The 20,393-nt window shown below is 45.4% G+C and carries 19 protein-coding genes; 5 read left to right on the top strand and 14 right to left on the bottom strand.

Annotation, left to right across the window (positions count from 1 at the left end; all coding sequences use genetic code 11):
- Nucleotides 1-139 precede the first annotated feature (139 nt).
- Complete coding sequence (gene ureC / locus QUA10_RS17575; protein WP_333083743.1) at nt 140-1,876, top strand: urease subunit alpha; 1,737 nt, start codon at nt 140-142, stop codon at nt 1,874-1,876.
- 227 nt (nt 1,877-2,103) lie between these two features.
- Here ureC and QUA10_RS17580 read toward each other — a convergent pair whose 3' ends face one another.
- The 4 genes from QUA10_RS17580 to QUA10_RS17595 form a co-directional block, all read right to left on the bottom strand.
- On the bottom strand, nt 2,104-2,739 hold the full coding sequence (locus tag QUA10_RS17580; RefSeq protein ID WP_333083742.1) for a hypothetical protein: 636 nt from the start codon (nt 2,737-2,739) through the stop codon (nt 2,104-2,106).
- Between the two features lie 253 nt (nt 2,740-2,992).
- Complete coding sequence (locus tag QUA10_RS17585; protein WP_333086323.1) at nt 2,993-4,510, bottom strand: calcium-binding protein; 1,518 nt, start codon at nt 4,508-4,510, stop codon at nt 2,993-2,995.
- Between the two features lie 131 nt (nt 4,511-4,641).
- Nucleotides 4,642-6,312, bottom strand: coding sequence for a S8 family peptidase (locus QUA10_RS17590; RefSeq protein ID WP_333083740.1), 1,671 nt, complete (start codon nt 6,310-6,312; stop codon nt 4,642-4,644).
- Nucleotides 6,313-6,483: 171 nt separating this feature from the next.
- Entirely contained in the window at nt 6,484-7,380 is an 897-nt protein-coding gene (locus QUA10_RS17595) for an aspartoacylase (RefSeq protein ID WP_333083739.1), read from the bottom strand.
- 244 nt (nt 7,381-7,624) lie between these two features.
- Here QUA10_RS17595 and QUA10_RS17600 point away from each other — a divergent pair, with 244 nt between their 5' ends.
- A complete protein-coding gene (locus tag QUA10_RS17600) occupies nt 7,625-8,530 on the top strand; it encodes a LysR substrate-binding domain-containing protein (RefSeq protein WP_333083738.1) in 906 nt (301 codons plus the stop codon).
- A 327-nt stretch (nt 8,531-8,857) separates the two neighbouring features.
- On the opposite strand, the gene QUA10_RS17605 is transcribed toward QUA10_RS17600, so the two are convergent.
- The 9 genes from QUA10_RS17605 to QUA10_RS17645 all read right to left on the bottom strand — a co-directional run bounded on the left by QUA10_RS17605 (nt 8,858) and on the right by QUA10_RS17645 (nt 16,178).
- Nucleotides 8,858-9,007: a hypothetical protein gene (locus QUA10_RS17605; protein ID WP_333083736.1), complete on the bottom strand. Its 150-nt coding sequence runs from the start codon at nt 9,005-9,007 to the stop codon at nt 8,858-8,860.
- Between the two features lie 223 nt (nt 9,008-9,230).
- Complete coding sequence (gene crn3 / locus QUA10_RS17610) at nt 9,231-9,563, bottom strand: CRISPR-associated ring nuclease Crn3/Csx3 (protein WP_333083735.1); 333 nt, start codon at nt 9,561-9,563, stop codon at nt 9,231-9,233.
- Nucleotides 9,564-9,606: 43 nt separating this feature from the next.
- The gene (locus QUA10_RS17615) at nt 9,607-10,536 is read right to left on the bottom strand and encodes a DUF192 domain-containing protein (protein ID WP_333083733.1); all 930 of its coding nucleotides are present in this window, start codon (nt 10,534-10,536) and stop codon (nt 9,607-9,609) included.
- 19 nt (nt 10,537-10,555) lie between these two features.
- Complete coding sequence (locus QUA10_RS17620; protein WP_333083731.1) at nt 10,556-12,319, bottom strand: NAD+ synthase; 1,764 nt, start codon at nt 12,317-12,319, stop codon at nt 10,556-10,558.
- Nucleotides 12,320-12,406: 87 nt separating this feature from the next.
- Nucleotides 12,407-12,700 (bottom strand): isochorismate lyase, encoded by a 294-nt coding sequence (locus QUA10_RS17625; protein ID WP_333083730.1) that lies wholly within the window; start codon nt 12,698-12,700, stop codon nt 12,407-12,409.
- A gap of 70 nt (nt 12,701-12,770) precedes the next feature.
- Nucleotides 12,771-13,520, bottom strand: a complete 750-nt coding sequence (locus QUA10_RS17630) for an NrtR DNA-binding winged helix domain-containing protein (RefSeq protein WP_333083729.1) — start codon at nt 13,518-13,520, stop codon at nt 12,771-12,773.
- Nucleotides 13,481-14,080, bottom strand: a complete 600-nt coding sequence (locus QUA10_RS17635) for a nicotinate-nucleotide adenylyltransferase (protein ID WP_333083728.1) — start codon at nt 14,078-14,080, stop codon at nt 13,481-13,483. The genes QUA10_RS17630 and QUA10_RS17635 overlap by 40 nt, the downstream gene beginning before the upstream one ends.
- A gap of 320 nt (nt 14,081-14,400) precedes the next feature.
- Nucleotides 14,401-15,804: a nicotinate phosphoribosyltransferase gene (locus tag QUA10_RS17640; protein WP_333083727.1), complete on the bottom strand. Its 1,404-nt coding sequence runs from the start codon at nt 15,802-15,804 to the stop codon at nt 14,401-14,403.
- A gap of 197 nt (nt 15,805-16,001) precedes the next feature.
- Nucleotides 16,002-16,178, bottom strand: coding sequence for a hypothetical protein (locus QUA10_RS17645; protein WP_333083726.1), 177 nt, complete (start codon nt 16,176-16,178; stop codon nt 16,002-16,004).
- 126 nt (nt 16,179-16,304) lie between these two features.
- On the opposite strand from QUA10_RS17645, the gene QUA10_RS17650 reads away from it, so the two are divergent.
- Nucleotides 16,305-16,454, top strand: a complete 150-nt coding sequence (locus QUA10_RS17650; protein ID WP_333083725.1) for an isochorismate synthase — start codon at nt 16,305-16,307, stop codon at nt 16,452-16,454.
- Nucleotides 16,455-17,037: 583 nt separating this feature from the next.
- On the opposite strand, the gene QUA10_RS17655 is transcribed toward QUA10_RS17650, so the two are convergent.
- A complete protein-coding gene (locus tag QUA10_RS17655) occupies nt 17,038-17,235 on the bottom strand; it encodes a hypothetical protein (RefSeq protein ID WP_333083724.1) in 198 nt (65 codons plus the stop codon).
- A 354-nt stretch (nt 17,236-17,589) separates the two neighbouring features.
- Here QUA10_RS17655 and QUA10_RS17660 point away from each other — a divergent pair, with 354 nt between their 5' ends.
- Together QUA10_RS17660 and QUA10_RS17665 are read left to right on the top strand one after the other, a co-directional pair.
- On the top strand, nt 17,590-18,867 hold the full coding sequence (locus tag QUA10_RS17660; protein ID WP_333083723.1) for a glycosyltransferase: 1,278 nt from the start codon (nt 17,590-17,592) through the stop codon (nt 18,865-18,867).
- A 151-nt stretch (nt 18,868-19,018) separates the two neighbouring features.
- Nucleotides 19,019-20,299, top strand: a complete 1,281-nt coding sequence (locus QUA10_RS17665; RefSeq protein WP_333083721.1) for a glycosyltransferase — start codon at nt 19,019-19,021, stop codon at nt 20,297-20,299.
- Nucleotides 20,300-20,393 lie beyond the last annotated feature (94 nt).

Here is a 20,393-nt window from a genome sequence, read left to right on the forward strand (position 1 = left end):
CGAATTGATGACTATTGGGGTTTTAAAGCTTGCCTAATGTTGTATTTTTTTACGGTTTCAGATTGAGGAACTCGTCACATACTATAATTCAAGTGGGTCTCAACTGCCAACTAAAAATTTATTAATATTAGGAGCGAGCATGAGTTACAGAATGGATCGCCGCGCTTACGCGGAAACCTTCGGGCCGACTGTGGGCGATCGCGTCCGATTAGCTGATACCGAATTATTCATTGAAGTTGAAAAAGACTTCACAACCTACGGCGATGAAGTTAAATTTGGCGGCGGCAAAGTCATCCGCGACGGCATGGGACAATCGCCGATTTCTAATGCAGACGGCGCTGTTGACACGGTAATTACTAATGCTTTAATATTAGATTGGTGGGGAATTGTTAAAGCAGATGTCGGTATTAAAGACGGCAAAATTTACAAAATTGGTAAAGCCGGAAATCCTTATATTCAAGATAGGGTAAATATTATTATCGGGCCTGGTACTGAAGTAATTGCGGGTGAAGGAATGATTCTCACCGCCGGAGGAATTGACAGTCACATTCACTTTATTTGCCCACAACAAATAGAAGTGGCGATCGCCTCTGGAATCACGACAATGATCGGCGGTGGCACTGGCCCTGCAACGGGTACAAACGCCACTACTTGCACTCCCGGGCCTTGGCATATGTACCGTATGCTGCAAGCTGCTGACGCTTTCCCCGTAAATCTAGGGTTTTTAGGTAAAGGAAATACCAGTCAACCCCAAGGATTAATTGAACAAATCTTTGCCGGTGCAATGGGTTTGAAACTCCACGAAGATTGGGGAACTACACCGGCAACGATTGACACTTGTTTGAGTGTCGCTGACGAGTACGACGTGCAAGTTGCAATTCACACGGATACTCTCAATGAAGCGGGATTTGTGGAAGCTACAATTGCCGCTTTCAAAAATCGCGCTATTCATACTTACCACACCGAAGGTGCTGGTGGCGGACACGCACCAGATATTATTAAAGTGTGCGGACAAGCTAATGTTTTGCCCTCGTCAACTAACCCGACTCGCCCTTACACTGTCAATACTTTAGAAGAACATTTAGATATGTTGATGGTTTGCCATCATTTGGATCGAGGCATTCCTGAAGATGTGGCTTTTGCTGAATCGAGAATTAGAAGGGAAACTATTGCTGCTGAGGATATTTTGCACGATTTAGGTGCGTTTAGTATGATTTCTTCTGATTCTCAGGCGATGGGAAGAGTGGGAGAGGTGATTATTCGGACTTGGCAAACGGCACATAAAATGAAAGTGCAGCGGGGAAATTTACCCCCCCTAACCCCCCCTAACCAAGGGGGGGAAACAGAGGAAATTAACGATAATTTTCGGGTGAAGCGGTACATTGCGAAATATACAATTAATCCGGCAATTACTCACGGAATTAGTCAGTATGTCGGTTCGGTGGAAGAGGGGAAATTGGCGGACTTGTGTTTGTGGCGGCCGGCTTTTTTTGGGGTGAAACCGGAACTGGTAATTAAAGGAGGGGCGATCGCCTACGGGCAGATGGGAGATGCTAACGCCAGCATTCCGACGCCGCAACCGGTGCATATGCGGCCGATGTTTGGCAGTTTTGGCGGGGCGATAGGGGCGACTTGTCTGACGTTTGTTTCCCAAGCTGCGCGCGATCGAGATATTGCCGCACAGCTAGGTTTACAAAAGCCCACTGTAGCAGTTTCCGGCACGCGACAAATTAGTAAAAGAGATATGAAACTCAACGATTATTTGCCACAAATGGAAGTCGATCCAGAAACTTATGAAGTGAGGGCGGATGGGGAATTGTTAACTTGCGAACCGGCAACAATTTTGCCAATGGCGCAGCGGTACTTTTTGTTTTAACTGATATCTTCCACCATTGTCAGCAACAGGCAAGATGCCTGTTCAACAATAAAATTTATATTTTGTGGAACAAGCATCTTGCCTGTTCATAAAAGGCTAACTGACAATTGTGCAATATCTCAGTTTTAACCGATTATACAATCATGTAGTGGCGGGTTTTACAAACAATATTTTTCAAAAATAGACAATCTCAAAAATCCGCCCCCACCCAACAGCAAATCTTCATCTTACTTCCATTCTGGATTTGATTTCGTGTTAGAAAAATTGAGCGATCGCACTATCAAAGCCTGGCACACAAACCAAAAATAAAGTGCAATATTAAGCCCGCTCAACAGCTTCGGTATTCCCTCCAGCAAGCTCGAAACAATCTCGTTTTTTAATGGCAGCGCTTCTGCAAAAAAGGCAACAAATAACAAACCAACGCCACTCAGCAGTAAAGCATAGGGAGTCGAGCGAATTTGTCTCCGAAAAGCTAATCCGTATGCAATTGCCAGCACGGCGTAAAATATGACAATTGTCACTTTCGGAAAACCCGCACGTCCCAGATGAACGTGGGTGCGAAAAACTTCATTGAACAGAAAGCAACCGGCAAACAGTGCCGAATATAAAATAAATCGATTTTCTGGGCGGTCTGGTTGAATAATTCTCAGCAATCCAAAGGTAAAAGCGCACACCATTACCGATAAATAAAATAACATTTGAAACGCCAAAAAAAAGAAACCTGCACCCGGATACGTGGCAGAGCAAGGCGGCAAAAATAACCCTTTTACCGAAGAACCGAATAAATTCAGACACGCCGTCACTATCCCAACTAGCACTAAAGTTAGACTATTGAACAACAATACAGCTCTGTAATTTGCCATAACTAATAACTAAAAGCTAACCACAGTATATGGCGCGTCAAACCATTTTTTGCTAGGGCTTGTGCACGGGGGTTCAGAAACCGGGTTTTTTACGAAAATACTGCGTTGTGACCCGCAGATGCGGTAAAAAACCCAGTTTCTCTGTCGGAGTGCGTAAGTCCCGATCGCGTTCTTTGAGTAAAGGTGAGATCTTCGGTGAAAGGACAAAGCATTGCTGTGTTTCTACAGCAGGCAAGTGAGAATCTACAGATATTTAAACAGAGACGAAATCTTCAGGGCCGATGAGATTGGGAGCAACGCCTGTCAAAGAAACTAAAACCTCACCGCTGCTGGCTACTCTAATTAATGTGCCGTTAGTTCCAGCAGAAATTGATAGCTGTCCGAAGGTCAAGCCGTTGATTAATTGAATTGTATCTTGAGAGTTGCCGAAATCAGAGATGGTATCAACTCCCAATCCCGCACCTAAAACAAATACATCGTTGCCCGCGTCGCCGACTAGAATATCGTTTCCCAAACCGCCGTTGAAGGTGTCAAAACCTTTGCCGCCAGAAAGGTTGTCGCTGCCGTCGCCACCATTGATGATATCGTTGCCCCGCAAACCAGTCAGCACGTCATCGCCTGCCAAACCGTTGATGGTGTCGTTGCCGTTCGTGCCTGTCAGGTTGTCGTTGCCGTTCGTGCCGTTGATGCCACTTGGAGAGTTATTGATGACGCCTGGAGTGTTGGTTAAGTCAGCAACAAAGATGTCCTCGCTATTGTTAGTGTCCCCCGGCACGAGGTTGGAGGCATCAGATGAAAAAGCCACAAACCCCCCGTCGCCCAAGATGGAGGCTATACCGAAGGAATTATTGTTCCCCTGATTCCCTTCCCCTGAAACAGAGACGCGAGTAGTGGTGTTGCTTGACAAGTCGCGCATGAAGATGTCGCGACTATTGTTAGTGTCCCCCAGCACGAGGTTGGATGCATCAGAAGTAAACGCCACAAACCGCCCATCACCAGAGATGGAGGGAAGGTTCCAGGAATTGTTGTTGGCTTGATTGCCTGCTGAGTCAACAGAGACGCGGGTGGTGGTGTTGGTTGACAAGTCGCGCACAAAGAAGTCGCGGCTATTGTTAGTGTCCCCTGGCACGAGGTTGAAGGCATCAGATAGAAAAGCGACAAACCGCCCGTCGGCGGAGATGGAGGCGAGCGCGGAAATGCCCCTCGCCTGATTGCCTGCTGAGTCAACAGAGACGCGGGTGGTGGTATTGGTGATCGTGTCGCGCACGAAGACATCAATGTTATTGTTAGTGTCCCCCGGCACGAGGTTGGAGGCCTCAGATTGAAACGCCACAAACCTCCCGTTAGCGGAGATGGAGGGAATAAAGGAGCGGTTGTTCCCCGAATTACCTGCTGAGTCAACAGAGACGCGGGTGGTGGTATTGGTTAATAAGTCACGCACGAAGATGTCTTCGTTATCCTTAGTGTCCCCTAGCACAAGGTTGGAGGCATCAGATGAAAACGCCACAAATCGTCCGTCGGCTGAGATGGAGGGAGCGCCGGAGCGGTTGTTTCCCTGATTGCCTGCTGAGTCAACAGAGACGCGGGTGGTGGTATTGGTTAATAAGTCGCGGACGAAGATATCAAAGTCATTGTTAGTGTCCCCCGGTACGAGGTTGGAGGCATTAGAAGTAAACGCCACAAACCTCCCGTTGGCTGAGATGGAGGGAAAAAGGGAGCGACCGATCGCCTGATTGCCTGCTGAGTCAACTGAGACGCGATTAATAGCCATAAGTCCTCACACTAAAATTGCAAATTTGGTAAATAGACGAGTGTTCGATCGCCCGAAGCTTCTGACAAAACAGATTCGCGCGGTTGTAGGGCGATCAACTAATGTTTCTGAATAGTTGCTGCCTATTTTTTCTAGGCTATTATCTCATTTTGGTTGGCTGTTGCAGTCAAAATTTGCTCAACCTGAGCCGGAGTTAGATTCGGATTGGCATTCAAAACTAAAGCCACTACACCCGCTACGTGAGGGGCTGCCATCGATGTGCCGCTGTAGGTTTCGTAGGTGTTATAGGGAGTTGTAGAAAAGATGTCTACTCCCGGTGCAATTAGGTAATCCAAAGGTCGGGAACCTGCACGGTTAGAGAATTCATCCATCCTGCCATTTATATCAATTCCTCCCACAGCAATTCCGAAGCTATCGGCATTACGAGCTGGATAGTCTGGTTCATAAAAACCATCATTTCCTGCTGACATGACGACAACAACTCCTTTGTTAGTGGCGTACTGAATTGCCTCATCAACCTCCATGCTAGGCGACCAGCCACCAATACTAAAGTTAATTACATTAGCTCCATTATCAGCAGCATAGCGAATTCCAGCAGCAAAATTATTAAAGTTCCCAGAGCCAAATTCCGGCAAAACTCTCACAGGCATAATCTTTGCATTGTAGGCAACTCCAGTTATGCCAAAATCATTTCGTTCGGCCGCGATCGCGCCTGCTACGTGAGTCCCATGACCGTCCCAATCCATTGGGTTGTTGTCGTTCCACACAAAATCCCAACCCCGAATATCATCAATATATCCGTTGCGATCGTCGTCAATTCCGTTATTGGGAATTTCACCCGCATTCTGCCAAATATTGGCATCTAAATCGGGATGGGTGTAGTCAACACCGCTATCGACGACAGCTACAACAATCCCATTTCCGGTAATTCCCCCCTGCCAAACTTCCGGGGCATTTACCATGTCTCTTGCCCAATCATTCCCGCCCAAATTAGGAACTTCTGGGAAATTAACGGGACTGTTAAAAGTGCCGGCTACTGCTGCATTTGCATCCACTAAACCGTATCCGTAATTGCTGCTAAAACCAGTACCAGGCGTTGCAGCCAGATTCAGGTTGTAATTCTTATACTCAAAGTAACTATAAACTGCGACATAGTAATCTCCAGGAGTCAGGTTGAAGAAATTTATCTCGCCGGATGCACCTGCTGAGGCATAATCGCTGCCAAGAAGTTCATCATAATCAGCCTCACCGTTGCGATTCTTATCTTGAATTAACTCGATTCCTGCCCCATTCAAAACATCGATACGCAAGCTTAAATCGCTATTTTGGTTAATAGTAAAGCGGTAATAATCATCGTTATCGTCAACTCCGACAAAATCATTGAAGGTAAAGCGATTGTTATCAGCAACACCAATATTGCGTGCAGTGGCTAAGGAGTTGCCTGGGTCTGATAAATTCAACTGATTAGCCGTTCTCGTTCCTGTTAGGGGCTCTGTGCCGACAGCGATCGCATCTGAGTTCGATTTTGCTTGAGCAGCAGATCTACCGCTAGCGACTTGATTGTTGGCTGAGTAACTGAGGCTCTCGCTTTTGGGGGATACTAGAAAATCTGCTATTTGTCCTTGTTCGCCGATCGCGATCGCTGTCAAATTATCAGTGTCAAAGCCGTGGGTGGGAATGCTACCATTAAATTGACTGGATGCAGTGAAAAAATTAAGCTGACCGCTGTTACCAAAGGTTGTTAATGCTGCTGTGAACTGCTGTTCGCGATCGATTGCAAATATATCGAGCGTACTTTCCATAAATTCACTCCTGATAATTTGAGATTCACTGGTGTTTAGGGGAGACAATGCTTGATTTTAAATTAATTAAGATTATTCCCGATTCGAGATGATAAGTCAATTCATAAATTCATTGCTTGAGTTCATAAAAGTCATAACCCTAATTTCATAAAAGTCATATTTTTCGGGAAGTTATGCCGTTTCAAGCTGAAGCTGTTGTTTTTGCGTCAAAACCATCGCTATGTGTTTTTCGTAATAGGCTGCTTCGTTAATGAATACAGGGAAAACAGTAGATTCTCCTTGATAGGGGAGTGATTCTCCCGTAAATGTGAGAAACATCGGTTCACCTGGATGTAAGGGTTCATAGTCTTTGAACTGAAGTTGGGGATGGATCGCAGCTTGCAGTTCACCTACTGAATTTCTGGGATAGTCTACTGAGCCGATCGCCTGATATACAGTTAAATATGATGGTATAGGAAGCGGCTTTCCCCGATTTTGTGCGTCGAGATAATCCAGAATGGCGTGAACCAGCATTTCGGTTTGCTGAAGCTGACGGGCGTTAATGACTCCCTGGGCGATGGGCCCAACTTCTATGGTGCCACCGAAAGCAGACAGCGATCGAAGCATTGGGGCATCCTCACCAGAATACTCTCCGAAACAAACTCGCAGTGAGGGCTCGATCTCACTCAAATAAGCTAATAATTGCAAATTGAATGGATGTTTGCTAGATGGTAAAATTGTCAGCCCCATGTTTGCCGTTGTGCTGTGAAGGTCAACGATCACATCAGCCCCATGTTCGTTTTTCGGACATAGTTGGGCGGAGATTTCCTTAGCACGTCTGTTCTCGTAACCCATCAAATCTGGGTTAGACAAATCTTCCTCGGCAAAGCAACGGTTCAAATCGCGATCGACATAACGCCGATTGCACTTTACCGCTTGAGGATTAGCTAATAGAGTAACCACCTCAAAACTCGATCGTTTCAGTAAGTCTGGGAATTGTTTAAACTTCTTAATCAGATAAACCCCAGTCAACTCGTTTCCGTGGGTTCCTCCCACAACTGCAACTCGTCGAATTACTTGCGAAATCATGAATAATCCTCATTAAGCAATACTTAAATGGGTATTTTGTGCCGAAATTTATAACTATTAATTTCAGAATAAAGAAGTTATATCTATATGTCAAATACTTTTTTATATATAACAATATACTTAAAAAATATAGTATTTAATCCCCGTTACAAAAGAGAATGTAACTATAGGCTCGTGTTCCAAACCATGATAGTAATCATTCATTCCCAATCGTTCAATTCTCAAATCTAAAATCGTATAACCTATGGAACTTCGCCATCTTCGTTATTTCATTGCAGTGGCAGACGAACTGAGCTTTAGTCGCGCGGCAAAGCGATTGCACATTGCCCAACCGCCCCTAAGTCAACAAATTAAAGATTTAGAGGCTGAACTGGGTGTGAAGCTATTCGATCGCAAAAGTCACCCGATTCAGCTAACCCCAGCAGGACAGGCGTTTTTAGAAGAAGCTCGCGCAACTTTGGTACAGTTAGAACAAGCGGTACATAAAACCCAGCGCATTCATCAGGGTGAATTGGGTTATTTGACGGTGGGTTTTCCCAGTTCGATCGCGAATGGTGTCTTTCCAGAGATGCTGCGAACTTTTCGACAGCGATATCCAGAGGTAAAACTGATTTTGCAGGAAGAACATAGTGCTTCCCTAATTCAGAGGTTGCGCGATCGCCAGACTGATATCATTTTTCTCTATCTCTACCACGATATTTCTGAAGCCAATGATTTAGAAACGATGTCTCTCACGCAAGAACCACTTGTCGTCGTTTTACCCAAAAACCATCCGCTTACAGCCCAATCCAAAATTTCGCTTTCCGACCTAAAGGATCAAGAATTTGTAATGCCCCTTCATCAGATTGTGGCTGGCTTATCTGAGGAAATTTACCATGTATGTTCGCAAGCAGGGTTTGTTCCTAAAGTTGCTCAAACAGCCGTCTTTATGGTCACAATTTTGGGATTAGTCGCAGGGGAAACAGGAATCAGCATTCTGCCATCTCACGTACAGAATCTTCAACGCGAAGGAGTGGTCTATCGTCAGATTCAGGAACAAACGACAACCACTCAATTAACTGCTGTTTGGCGGCATAATCATTCGTCCACCATTTTGCAGCAATTCCTCAATATTATTAAAACCCTCTCAATTTATAGCAATCCTAAATGATTTGTGAGAAACAGGCCTAGGTAAAAAGCTTTGAAAAGTCAAGCAAGTAAGGTGCGTCGCCATCAACACTCTGCAAGTTTTATCCAAAATCTCGCAGATCCGCACCCTTCTAATTAACACCACACAATATAGCTGCTACTCTAGTTCATGAACCTGGAATATGGGTATTAACTGTTACTTGCCGCAATTGGCGAAAGTAGAAAACAGGTTAAATCTTGTAACTCTCCACGCTTGTCATGTCTGCGCGCCAGCAAAAAGACAGTACCTAGTTATGCTTTTATCGCTGTCAACATAACTTTACCAACTTCATGCAGCAACTGTTGGATACTAGCCTGCTATAGGGATTACTTGCGAGCTCATGTTCCATCCTACTTGCTTGCTAAAATTTTGAATTTGACCTTCACAAGTTCGACAACTAGAACCGCCGAGTTTCTGCCAAACTTCTAACTGCGAAGTCAATCCATATTTGCCATCCATTGCTGGATTGCATCCACATCCCATCCGCGCGGAGGTTCGGACAAAACAGATTCGCGCGGGTGTATGGCGATCGACTAATATTTCTGAATAGTTGCTGCCTATTTTTTCTAGGCTATTATCCCATTTGGTTTGGCTATTGTCGTCAAGATATACTCAACTTGAGCCGGAGTAAGAGTCGGGTTGGCATTCAAAACCAAAGCCGCTACACCCGCTACGGAGAGTCTTAATCGCTTGGTAAACTCAATTTTAATACCTGTCCAACTGATACCTCGTGCTTGTGCGTCGCTACTACCACGGCACCTTCTAATCGCGGATCGTAACATCCCACCCAAGCCGCAGGATGACATTCATGTACTAAATACCCGTACAGCCAAATTGCTCCTCTACCTTCAATGACAATTCCTTGGCTTAATTGAACGTCTTGAGGAAGTTTCAAACCTTGTAAATCATCGGGTGTGATGATACCGTCTTGAGTTGTAATTCGCAAGCGCAAATGTTGGTAAGCTAAACCGTCTTGAGTTTGATGGGGGATTATTTTTAATTCAATAGGATTCATTGGATGCAAAAATGTTGAATGCTGCGATAAAATCATATACCTTTTAGGGTAAATTGGGAATCCGATCGCCAACTTTGAGTCCCAATTGAGCCGCCCTTCCGCCTCTGAGTTCAATAACTCCGTCAACGGGAACATCCGGGCCGTAGTTGGGGCAGGTTTCGGTCAAACACGGCGGTACGTTAGGAATTATTGCCTGCACTACGCCTTCCCGCAGAAAAACCATATCGAGCTCAATAAACACGTTTTTCATCCAAAAACGCACGTTTCGCGCGGGTTCGATGGGAAAAAGCATTCCCCTGTCATCTGGCAATTCTGTGCGAAACATTAAACCTGTGGCTTGTTCTTGGGGAGTTTGCGCCACTTCCAGTCCGATCGCGCGATCGGCTATAATCGTGTTAACCGAAATTGGCAAAAGCTGACCCCTATCTAGTCCGCCAAACAGCGAAATAAAGTTTGATTCAGTCAGATTATAATTTCCCAAAACAACTCCTAAGTAATTACCAGAGTTTTTGTCTTTCATAATAGTTTGGTTATTGGCAACAGAAAGCTCCAAATCGCTAAAGTTCATGCCTTCTGTCAAGACAATTTTATCATTGCCGTTGCCAAAATCTGTAATTATATCGGCTTCAGTAATAGTAGATGCGGCAGAGGTTCTTTCAATCACAAATAAATCCTCCCCCGCGCCTCCTGTTAAGATATCCCCGCCTTCGCCGCCTATTAGCAAATCGTGACCCCGATCGCCAAAAATCCAATCGGAGTCTTGTCCTCCATAGATTGTATCGCTTCCCTGACCGCCAGACAGCGTATCAGCGCCTTCATTTCCTGCTAACAAATCATTTTCCCGATCGCCAAAAATTCGGTCGTTTCCCCCCAAACCTTGAACAGTATCATTACCCGCAAATCCTCTAATTGTATCGTTGCTGAGAGTTCCCAGGAGAAAATCGAAGCCGAAACTACCGTCGATGTTAACCATTTTGCGTTTAATGATGCGTTTAATAGAAGGAAGATTTGGCGATCGGCATCCGCCAACCGGTACCAAAAGCTCGATCGCTAATTTTCAAACCAGGGGCTGCTTGCCGCCGTTTAAACTCCGCTTGCCTCACTAATTTTACTACACGTTTAACCACCGCTTCATCGTGTCCTGCAGCCACAATTTGTTGAACCGATTCGTGATGTTCGATCAACCGCTGCAAGATGTCATCCAAAACATCGTAATCCGGCAAAGAATCTTGGTCAACTTGTCCCAGTTTCAGTTCAGCACTCGGCGGCTTAGTAATAATATTAACCGGAATAATTTCCTTTCCCAGGGGCGGGCACGGGTGTGGGTACTGAGAGGGCGGGCACGGGGGCACCGCCCCTACATATCCGCCAGAATTCAGCCACCGACAAAGCGAATAAACGCGAGTTTTCGGCACATCGGCAATCACCGCCAATCCCCCATTCATATCGCCGTAGAGAGTGCAGTAACCCACAGCCATTTCCGACTTATTCCCAGTCGAAAGCAGCAAATGTCCGAACTTATTGGAAATTGCCATCAACAGATTGCCTCGAATCCGCGATTGAATATTTTCCTCAGCAATCCCGAAAGTTGTGTTGACAAACAAATTGGCGAGAGTGCGATCGTAAGTTTTCATCAAATCGCCGATCGGCAATAGTTCGATCGCGATACCCAGATTTCGGGCTAATTCCAAAGCATCATTAACCGAATGATCCGAACTGTAAGGAGAAGGCATCAGCACCCCTAGAACATTTTCGGGCCCGATCGCGCAACTGGCGATCGCCGCCACCAAAGCCGAATCTATCCCGCCACTCAAACCGAGTACAACCTTAGAAAAACCGCACTTGCGGACATAATCTCGTACTCCCAAAACCAAAGCAGCCCAAATTTCTGCATCTCCTTCTGCCGGATGAAAACTTAAATCTGTTGTGGATCGGGCATCTTGCCCCATCCCGCCGCTGCCAACTAAATCTTGTTTAGCGGCGTCATATTCCAGCACCGCAAAATCCGTTTCAAAAGAAGCTAATACCTGAATCAAATCACCCTTTCGATTCACAGCAAAACTGCTGCCGTCAAAAATAATATCGTCATTTCCCCCTACCTGATTAGCGTAAATAATCGGTATCCCGCAGCGGATGATGCTGTGCTGTAACATCGCCGATCGCACTCCCCGCTTCCCCGCAGAATAAGGCGATGCCGACAAATTCACCACTAAATCTACACCCAATTTTGCCAGATCGGAAACAGGATCGCCCGCGTAACTGCGTTTACCCCAAAACTCCTCATTGTTCCACAAATCTTCACAAATTGTCACGCCAATTTTGACTTCGCCCATAGAAAAGTAATTGCTGTTTTCTCCAGGTTCAAAATATCTATCTTCATCAAATACATCATAAGTAGGCAACAAGCGTTTATGAAAGACTGTTTTGACGGCGCCATTTTGCAACAAAACAGCACTATTAAACAAGGATTTTCCGCCGAGTTTAACAGCAGTAGCATTAGGTAAGGCAGTGCCTACTATGACTGCCAACTCCGGCGGCAAAGCTTGCGCCAGTTGCTGCAACTGTGCACCTGCATCTGCAATGAAACTCGGATTGATTAACAAATCGCGTGGCGGATAACCGATCAGGGAAAGTTCCGGTGTTAGCAATAAGTTTGCGCCCTCAACCTCTGCTTGTTTCGCCGTCTCCAGAATTAGGTTGGAGTTGCCCAAGATATCACCAATAGTAGGGTTGAGTTGTGCGATCGCAATTTTCATCTCACCAAATCACCTAATAAATATTGCTAACAGTCCGCTCGCGCGGACTCACTTTCCTATAGTCCTAGATTTGAATGTAGCGAAAAATTACTCAGATTTGTAATGTTTCAACTCTTCCTCAATATAATAATTTACCAAATCCCGGTAAATATTTTCAACCACATCAGGATTCAAACCCGATTCTTGAGCCCACTCGCGCCGCTGCTGTAACATATCGTGAAAGCGATCGAACGATCGAACACTAGCTTCACTCGTTTTGAACCTTGCTGCCGCGATGACGTATTGAAATCTCTTGCTCAAAGCCTCGATCACTTCTCGATCGATAATATCAATTTCCTCCCGAACTTCGTGAATATTAGCGCATTCATCAGGGTCTTTCATCGTCTGCACTCCTTAATAGCTTCTATTCTAATGTTACTAAATTGATCCCACAATGTCATCTAAGGAACAGCTAAATAAACACCAGTGGCTTATTTTTGAAAGGAGCAAAAGCGGCCGCATCAAAGCGGTACAAACTAGCAGGGCGGCCCGCCCCGCGCGAAACCTTAACACCGGTATCGCACAAAAAACCCAATTTCAACAATCGAGCTCTAAAATTAGAATAATCAGAAAAATTTTCTCCCAAAATAGTTGTATAAAGTTGATACAAATCGCTCAAAGTAAAAAGTTCCGGCAAAACTTCAAAAGCTACCGGGCTGTATTCAAGTTTGTTACGCAGTCGCCGATATCCGTATTCGAGAATTTGATTGTGATCGAAGGCAAGCTGTGGAACTTGTTGCACGGGATACCAAGCAATGCCGCCGACGCGGTGGCCCACACCCGCCACTACACTCCCAGCAATTAACTCAGCTTCCTCAAAGCGTACCAAAGCAAAATAACTAACCGAAAGATAACGATCGCCCCTGGTAATTTCCCGAGGATCGCGCCCCGGTTCTCCAAAAGTATACAATTGCTCCAAATACAAATTTTTTACCCGAATTTTCTCAGACAAAATCCGGTAAGCCGCATTTTCCAGAGACTCTCCGTGCCGCACCAAAGTACCGGGAAGACTCCAAGAATCGATAAACGGTTCGTCTTGCCGCATTACCAACAGCACCAACAAGCGGTTCTGCACGGTATCGACGGAAAAAATAACATTATCTACTCCTACTTTAAAGTCAGCTAATGAGCAACCCTCGCTCTTTTTTGTGCCTCGTGCCATGCGTACAAATGCTCCCTATGGATGTAATCTTCGATGGTCGGAGTCAGAGCTTCCCTGTCTCCTTTTTCCCGATAGGAAGTAGAAGAAACATTGGGAGCACTCAAAGATGCGATCGCCACGTCTGCACCCATGCGCCTCAACTGCCACAAATCTAATTGCTCTGATGGATAACCGGGTCGCGGTACTATCAGCAGATCCACTTGTTTTAACAATTGTTCAAATTTGTACCAGCGAGACAGTTGCCCTACCAAGTCAGAACCGATTACCAGCGTCAAATCTGCATCCGGCCACAGCAATCTTGCTTGTTCCACAGTTTCCACAGTCCTCGGACTGCTGAGTTCTGGATGCAAGCAAAGATTGTGTCTGGGCGAATTAATTTCTTGAATCATTAACAGCAGCATTGCCGATCGGTGTTCTAGAGAAGTTTGGTGCGACTTAAAAGGATTGTCCGACGCCCAAACTGCTACCCAATCAAAATGTTGCGAAAGCCAACTCAGAATTGTTTTATGTCCCGCTGTGGGCGGATCGGCACTGGTTCCAAAAAGAGCAATTTTTTGCATAGGTAATCGGTAATATCGTTAATAGTTAATGGGAAATTGGGAATGGGGAATTGAACTACATACTAATGACCAAATCGTGTCAAATTAATATCAAACGTAGTTCCAGCCTGCTGTTTGATAATTAACCCCTCGATCCCCCCTAACCCCCCTTAAAAAGGGGGGGACTGGAGCGATCGAAGTCTCCCTTCAAAAAAGAGGGGACTGTCAGCTCTTAAAGTCCCCCTTCTTAAGGGGGATTTAGGGGGATCGAGGCTAAGCTAGAAACGAGATTTATCATGGATTTTAGTCTTAAGTTAACACCAATAACCACTGACTACTAACTACTGACTCTTTTTCGTTTTTTGGGTGAGACTTTGCAAATCTGTAGAAATTTCCACCGACGGCGAAATCGGGTTGTCAAGTTGGCGAGTTTCGGGTCGAAGACTGGCGACAGAAGCAGCAGTGCGTTTGGCGATCTCTTCCAAACTTTCCGGGTTCTGGACTCGTTTGCCATCCTTGACAACCAACTCCATTAATGGTAAGTAAGAATCACAATTGTGAATAGTTTCTCCCGACAATCCCAAATAATCTCCGAGAATTTGCCCATTTTCAATATGTCTAAAAATTTGCTTTCTTCCTGGATATGTTACCTTGCCGCTGGCCTCTTTCATCACCGGAATTCCGTCAATTTCCACCAATTTATAAACACCGTTGACAGGGGAACCGCTGACTAACTTGGTTCCCAAACCGTAACCGTCAATGCAAGCACCGCTACTTTTTAATTTAGCAATTTCTCGATCGTCCAAATCGCCGCTAGCAAAAATTGGAACGCCCGGAAGGATCGATCGAACTTCCCGAGACAGCACCGCCAAATCGCCCGAATCCAGCCGCACGCCTTCCAACTGCATTTCACCGCTGTTGACTCGATCGGCTAACATCCGCGCCGCCGCCACAGTATCATAAGTATCGATCAGCAGCGGCGCCCCCGGAAAATAGCGGTGAAAAGCTGCAAACGCCTGATTCTCGCTGCCTTCGAGGGCAGCCACAGCCATTACCAAAGCATGGGCGATCGTACCGACAGGCTTGCGGCCCAACTTCAAAGCAGCCAAAACATTAGAAGTTCCATCGAACCCCGCAGCCAGGGCAGCCCTAGCCGCCCAAACAGCAGCTTGAGGCCCAAAAGCCCTGCGCGTCCCGAATTCCAGCAACTTAGCCTCCGGGCCCGCCACATCCCGCAGCCGCGCTGCCCGCGTTGCAATCAAAGTTTGATAATTTATGGCATTCAATAAATAAGTTTCCACTAACTGAGCCTGCCACAGAGGAGCCTCAATTCGCAGCAGAGGCTCGTTAGCAAACACCGCCGTCCCCTCCGGCACCGCCCAAACATCGCCAGTAAAACGGGCTGTGGCGAGTAAAGTCCAAAATCGCTCCGGGGCGTCGGCAAAAATCCCAGTGGACTGCAAAGCCTCAATTTGCGCCGGCGAAAACCGAAATTTTTCCAAATAATCGATAACTTGAGCCAAACCCATCGCGATCGCGTAGCCAAAACCTTCTGGCAGCCTGCGCGCGAATAATTCAAAACTCGCGGCCCGCCCGTCGATCCGTTCCCCGACGTAACAAGCGGCCATCGTTAGCTGGTAGAGATCGGTCAAAAGGCTGTAATCTGCTGAAGAAACCGTTAGTTCCCGGTCTTCTAAGATTTCTTCAAAACCTGTGAGCTGCTGGCTTTCTGTCGCAGTTTCCATAAGAAAAACCCCGAACAAACTTCTTTTTTTTAATTATAGTGACAAACACCATATCTTTTTGTAAATATTTGATAAAGATTGCAGATATTTGTCGAAAAAATTCGCTTATTATGCCCTTTAATAGCGGATTTAGGTTAATTTTTCGATTAATTTTATGGTAAAAGCAATATAAATACTGACTTTAACAAACTCAGGAATTAAGCACAAATACTCAAGCGTTCCGGGTTTTTTGCGAAAATATTTCCTTGCAGCCTTTGAATAGAGTTAGACAACCCGGTTTCTGAGCGTCGGGAGGGCGATCGCGAGTGCTTGAGTTGAGCAAGGAAAAATCTACCAGCAAAAGGTCGATCGTCCAAAAATTCGTAATTTCTCAAACCTTCAGCTTGCTTCTATGTTGCAGACCAATAAGTAATTCAAATAAATATTGCTAAACTCATCCACAGCCCAAAAATCAGAGTAATATTAAAAGTATCAGAACTCAGACAAGAGAGGCAGATTCTATGAATCTTTCTAAATCTTTGACAAACGCAATGCGTTACGTTTCGGAAGCAGCGGTGCGGATTTTTAGCCCCAGCGATGACAACTATCCAAATAGTGGAGTTCAACCTTTTGAAGGTAAACTTTCCAAAAGTTCTAAATCCAAAGAATGAACAGCCATTCCGGCAGTTTCTAGCGAGTTCGGCACAGGGATTCAGTTTAACAGTCAACAGTTAACAATTAACTGTTGACTGTTAGCTTTTGACTTGTGACTTTGACTGTTAATAGTAATTGTAGGTGTGGTTTCCCTTCGTTCTACCCAAAATACAATTACCAATCACCAATTACATTGAACTTCCCAATTTGACAAAAAGCCTATTCAGTAATTGAGGGCGGGCGGGACACCCCACAAGAATTTAATTTTTTTTGAGATACAATTTAAAGGCCCAACAGCTTAGTAAGCTTTTGAAATAAAGATTTTGGCGTTGCTGATTTATGGTATGAAAGGCTAAATATGCAAGTCATAGAAACCAGTATTCACAAAACTTCGGGATTTTCAATTGATTTTTTTCAGCCCCTGATTAAGCAACGCCTGGTTGGCAAAAACCGCCCCTATAGGAATTACGATCGATTCACACGTACATAATATGAGGTAAATAAAAACCCAGTTTATTTAAGCAACTGGGTTTCCATTGATGTTTTCTGATAGGGTGTTTAAACTCAGCGGAAGCGCGATCGCTTCTAGTTACAAGCAGCTCATTTCCCGAAATAGGACTGCAAGTAGTTAATCAGTTGCGTGGATATGCGGGGTTTCAGATAGTCCGGCACTGGGCCTTCGATTGTGATAGTACGCATACCACCTGCGATCGCTTCGAGTTCCAAGTCGCTCAACTCTCGATAGGTTGAGTTTTCCGGTGTAGATGTTGCTTTTTTTATGATGCTTTCACTCGACATGGAAGTTACTCCTTGTGGATTTTTTACAGCTAGGCTATGGCTGGCCTATGCGTAAATTTAGTTTAAAAAATTCCCTGGCTAAAGTAGCTAGCTCAAAGTTGAGTTTTGAAGGTATAAAAACAACTTAGTTTGAACTAACCTTTAGTTGAGGAGATCACCTGAACTTTTGGCTAGGTATCGAATATCCCACACAAATATATACTGGTAACACTTTCTTGCAATGACTAAAGCCTGCGTCCCACTCATTCCTGAGTTTCTCCAAGCGATCGCCCCAAATCCCCAACGCCCAACAAAAACCCCTCACACCGCCGATTAAATGCTAAAAAAGGTTAAACTCACACGGAGCCTTGACTCATGACCCACTTTGGCCTCCTTTGTCCGGCATCCACCGGTCACCTCAACACCATGATACCTTTAGGCAGCGAACTGCTTCGCCGAGGCCATCGAGTCACCGTATTTAACCTCCTCGATGCTAAAACCACCACCTTAGCCAGTGGCTTAGAATTCCAGCCATTAGCTGAAGATGAATTTCCCGCAGGCTCAATGGCAGAAGGGTTGGGCAAACTGGGGAAACTCAGCGGACTCACAGCTTTTCGATATACTATCAAAACATTCACCCAAATTTCGGCTACTCTTCTCACAGAGGCTCCAACTGCCATTCAAAAAGCTGGTGTAGAAGCTTTGCTTGTAGACCAAGTTTCATTTGAAGGAGGAACAATTGCAGAATTTCTCAACCTTCCTTTCATCACAGTCTGCAGTGCCTTGATGGTAAATCGAGACCCTAACATTCCTCCGTTTGGTACTCCTTGGCAATACAATCCAACTTTAGTAAACCGCCTACGCAATCAAGTCACCTATCAGTTACTAAATCTGGCTGTCAAACCAATTCGAGATGTTATTGCCCAATATCGCGAAGAGTGGAAATTACCTCTGTACTCTAACCAGAATGATGGTTACTCTAAACTGGCTCAAATCAGCCAACAACCCGCTGAATTTGAGTTTCCCAGACAAAATTTACCCCCGCATTTCCATTTCACCGGCCCTTATCACAACCCAGAGACACGCAAACCAGTACCTTTTCCTTTTGAACAATTAACTGGCAAACCGTTGATTTATGCTTCGATGGGAACTGTGCAAAATCGCTTGCTGGATGTTTTTCAAACTATCGCGTCTGCGTGTGAAGGATTAGACGCTCAATTGGTGATTTCTCTGGGAGGTGGCGCGAGTCCAGAATCCTTGCCCCCGTTGCCAGGAAATCCGATCGTTGTTGGCTATGCACCGCAATTAGAACTGTTGCAAAAAGCGGCTATCACGATTACTCATGCCGGGATGAATACAACTTTGGAATCGTTGACCAATGGAGTCCCCATGGTAGCAATTCCAGTCGCGAATGACCAGCCGGGAGTGGCAGCGCGGATTTCTTGGACAGGTGTTGGCGAAGTGGTTCCTTTGAAGGAATTGAGTGTTTCTAAAATGCGATCGGCAATTGTGAAAGTCCTAACCCAAGAATCGTATAAACAAAGGGCGATCGAGATGCAAGGGGCGATCGCGCGATCGGGAGGAGTCAAGCGCGCCGCTGACATTATCGAACAAGCTGTATTGACTGGGAAACCTGTTTTGGCTGGGAAATAATACTTTTTGGCGCTGATTTTAAGCTCCTAGAATAGCAAACATAAGCTGTAGCCAAAAAGTGCGATCGCCCCAACTCTCCAACGCCCAACAAAAACCCCTCACACCGCCGATTAAATGCTAAAAAGGTTAAATTCACACGGAGCCTTTACTGATGACACACTTCGGCATTATCTGTCCAGTTGACACCGGGCATTTCAACCCCATGACAACATTAGGCTGCGAACTGCTTCGCCGAGGCCATCGAGTCACCGTATTTAACTTCCTCGATGCTAAAGCAAAAACTCAAGCCACCGGATTAGAATTCCAGCCATTCGCTGAACAAGAGTTTCCCGTCGGCTGGTTTGCAGAAATCCTTAGCCAACGCGGAAAACTTAGTGGACTTGCGGCATTACGACATACTTTTAAGGCAGTTGCGAAGACTTCGGATGCTATTCTCAGAGAGGCTCCGATGGTCATTAAAAAATCTGGTGTAGAAGCTTTGCTAGTAGACCAAGTTTCACTGGAAGGAGGAACAATTGCAGAATTTATAAACATTCCTTTTATCACAGTTTGCAGTGCGTTACTATTAAATCAAGACCCCGACATTCCACCCATTTGTACCCTTTGGCAGTACGATCCGACTTGGAAAGGACGCTTACGGAATCAAGTCAGCTATCAGTTACTCAGTTTGCTTGCGAGACCGATTCGAGAAGGGATTTCTGAGTATCGCAGAAAGTGGAACTTACCTTTGCAATCCCACCCAAACGATTATTACTCGAAACTAGCTCAAATCACTCAGCAGTCGGCTGAATTAGAGTTTCCCAGACAAAATTTACCCCCTTATTTCCATTTCACCGGCCCTTATCACAACCCAGAGACACGCAAAACAGTACCTTTCCCCTTTGAACAATTAACTGGCAAACCATTGATTTATGCCTCCATGGGAACGATTCAAAATCGCTTGTTGGAGGTTTTTCAAATTATCGCCTCTGCTTGTGAAGAATTAGACGCTCAATTGGTAATTTCTCTGGGAGGTGGCGCGAGTCCAGAATCCTTCCCGCAATTGCCGGGAAATCCGATAGTTGTTGGCTATGCACCGCAATTAGAACTGTTGCAAAAAGCGGCTATCACGATTACTCATGCCGGGATGAATACAACTTTGGAATCGTTGACCAATGGAGTCCCCATGGTAGCAATTCCAGTCGCGAATGACCAGCCGGGAGTGGCAGCGCGGATTTCTTGGACAGGTGTTGGCGAAGTGGTTCCTTTGAAGGAATTGAGTGTTTCTAAAATGCGATCGGCAATTGTGAAAGTCCTAACCCAAGAATCGTATAAACAAAGGGCGATCGAGATGCAAGGGGCGATCGCGCGATCGGGAGGAGTCAAGCGCGCCGCTGCCATTATCGAACAAGCTGTATTGACTCGGAAGCCTGTCTTGGCTTCTCAAATCTAAAATCTCAGATGTGGAGTCAAATCTAAAATCTAAAATCTAAAATCTAAAATCTAAAATCTAAAAGCGACTGATGGCTCACGCACCTCTGGTGTGA

This window comes from Microcoleus sp. Pol8_D6, assembly GCF_036700965.1.
Lineage (GTDB): Bacteria > Cyanobacteriota > Cyanobacteriia > Cyanobacteriales > Microcoleaceae > Microcoleus.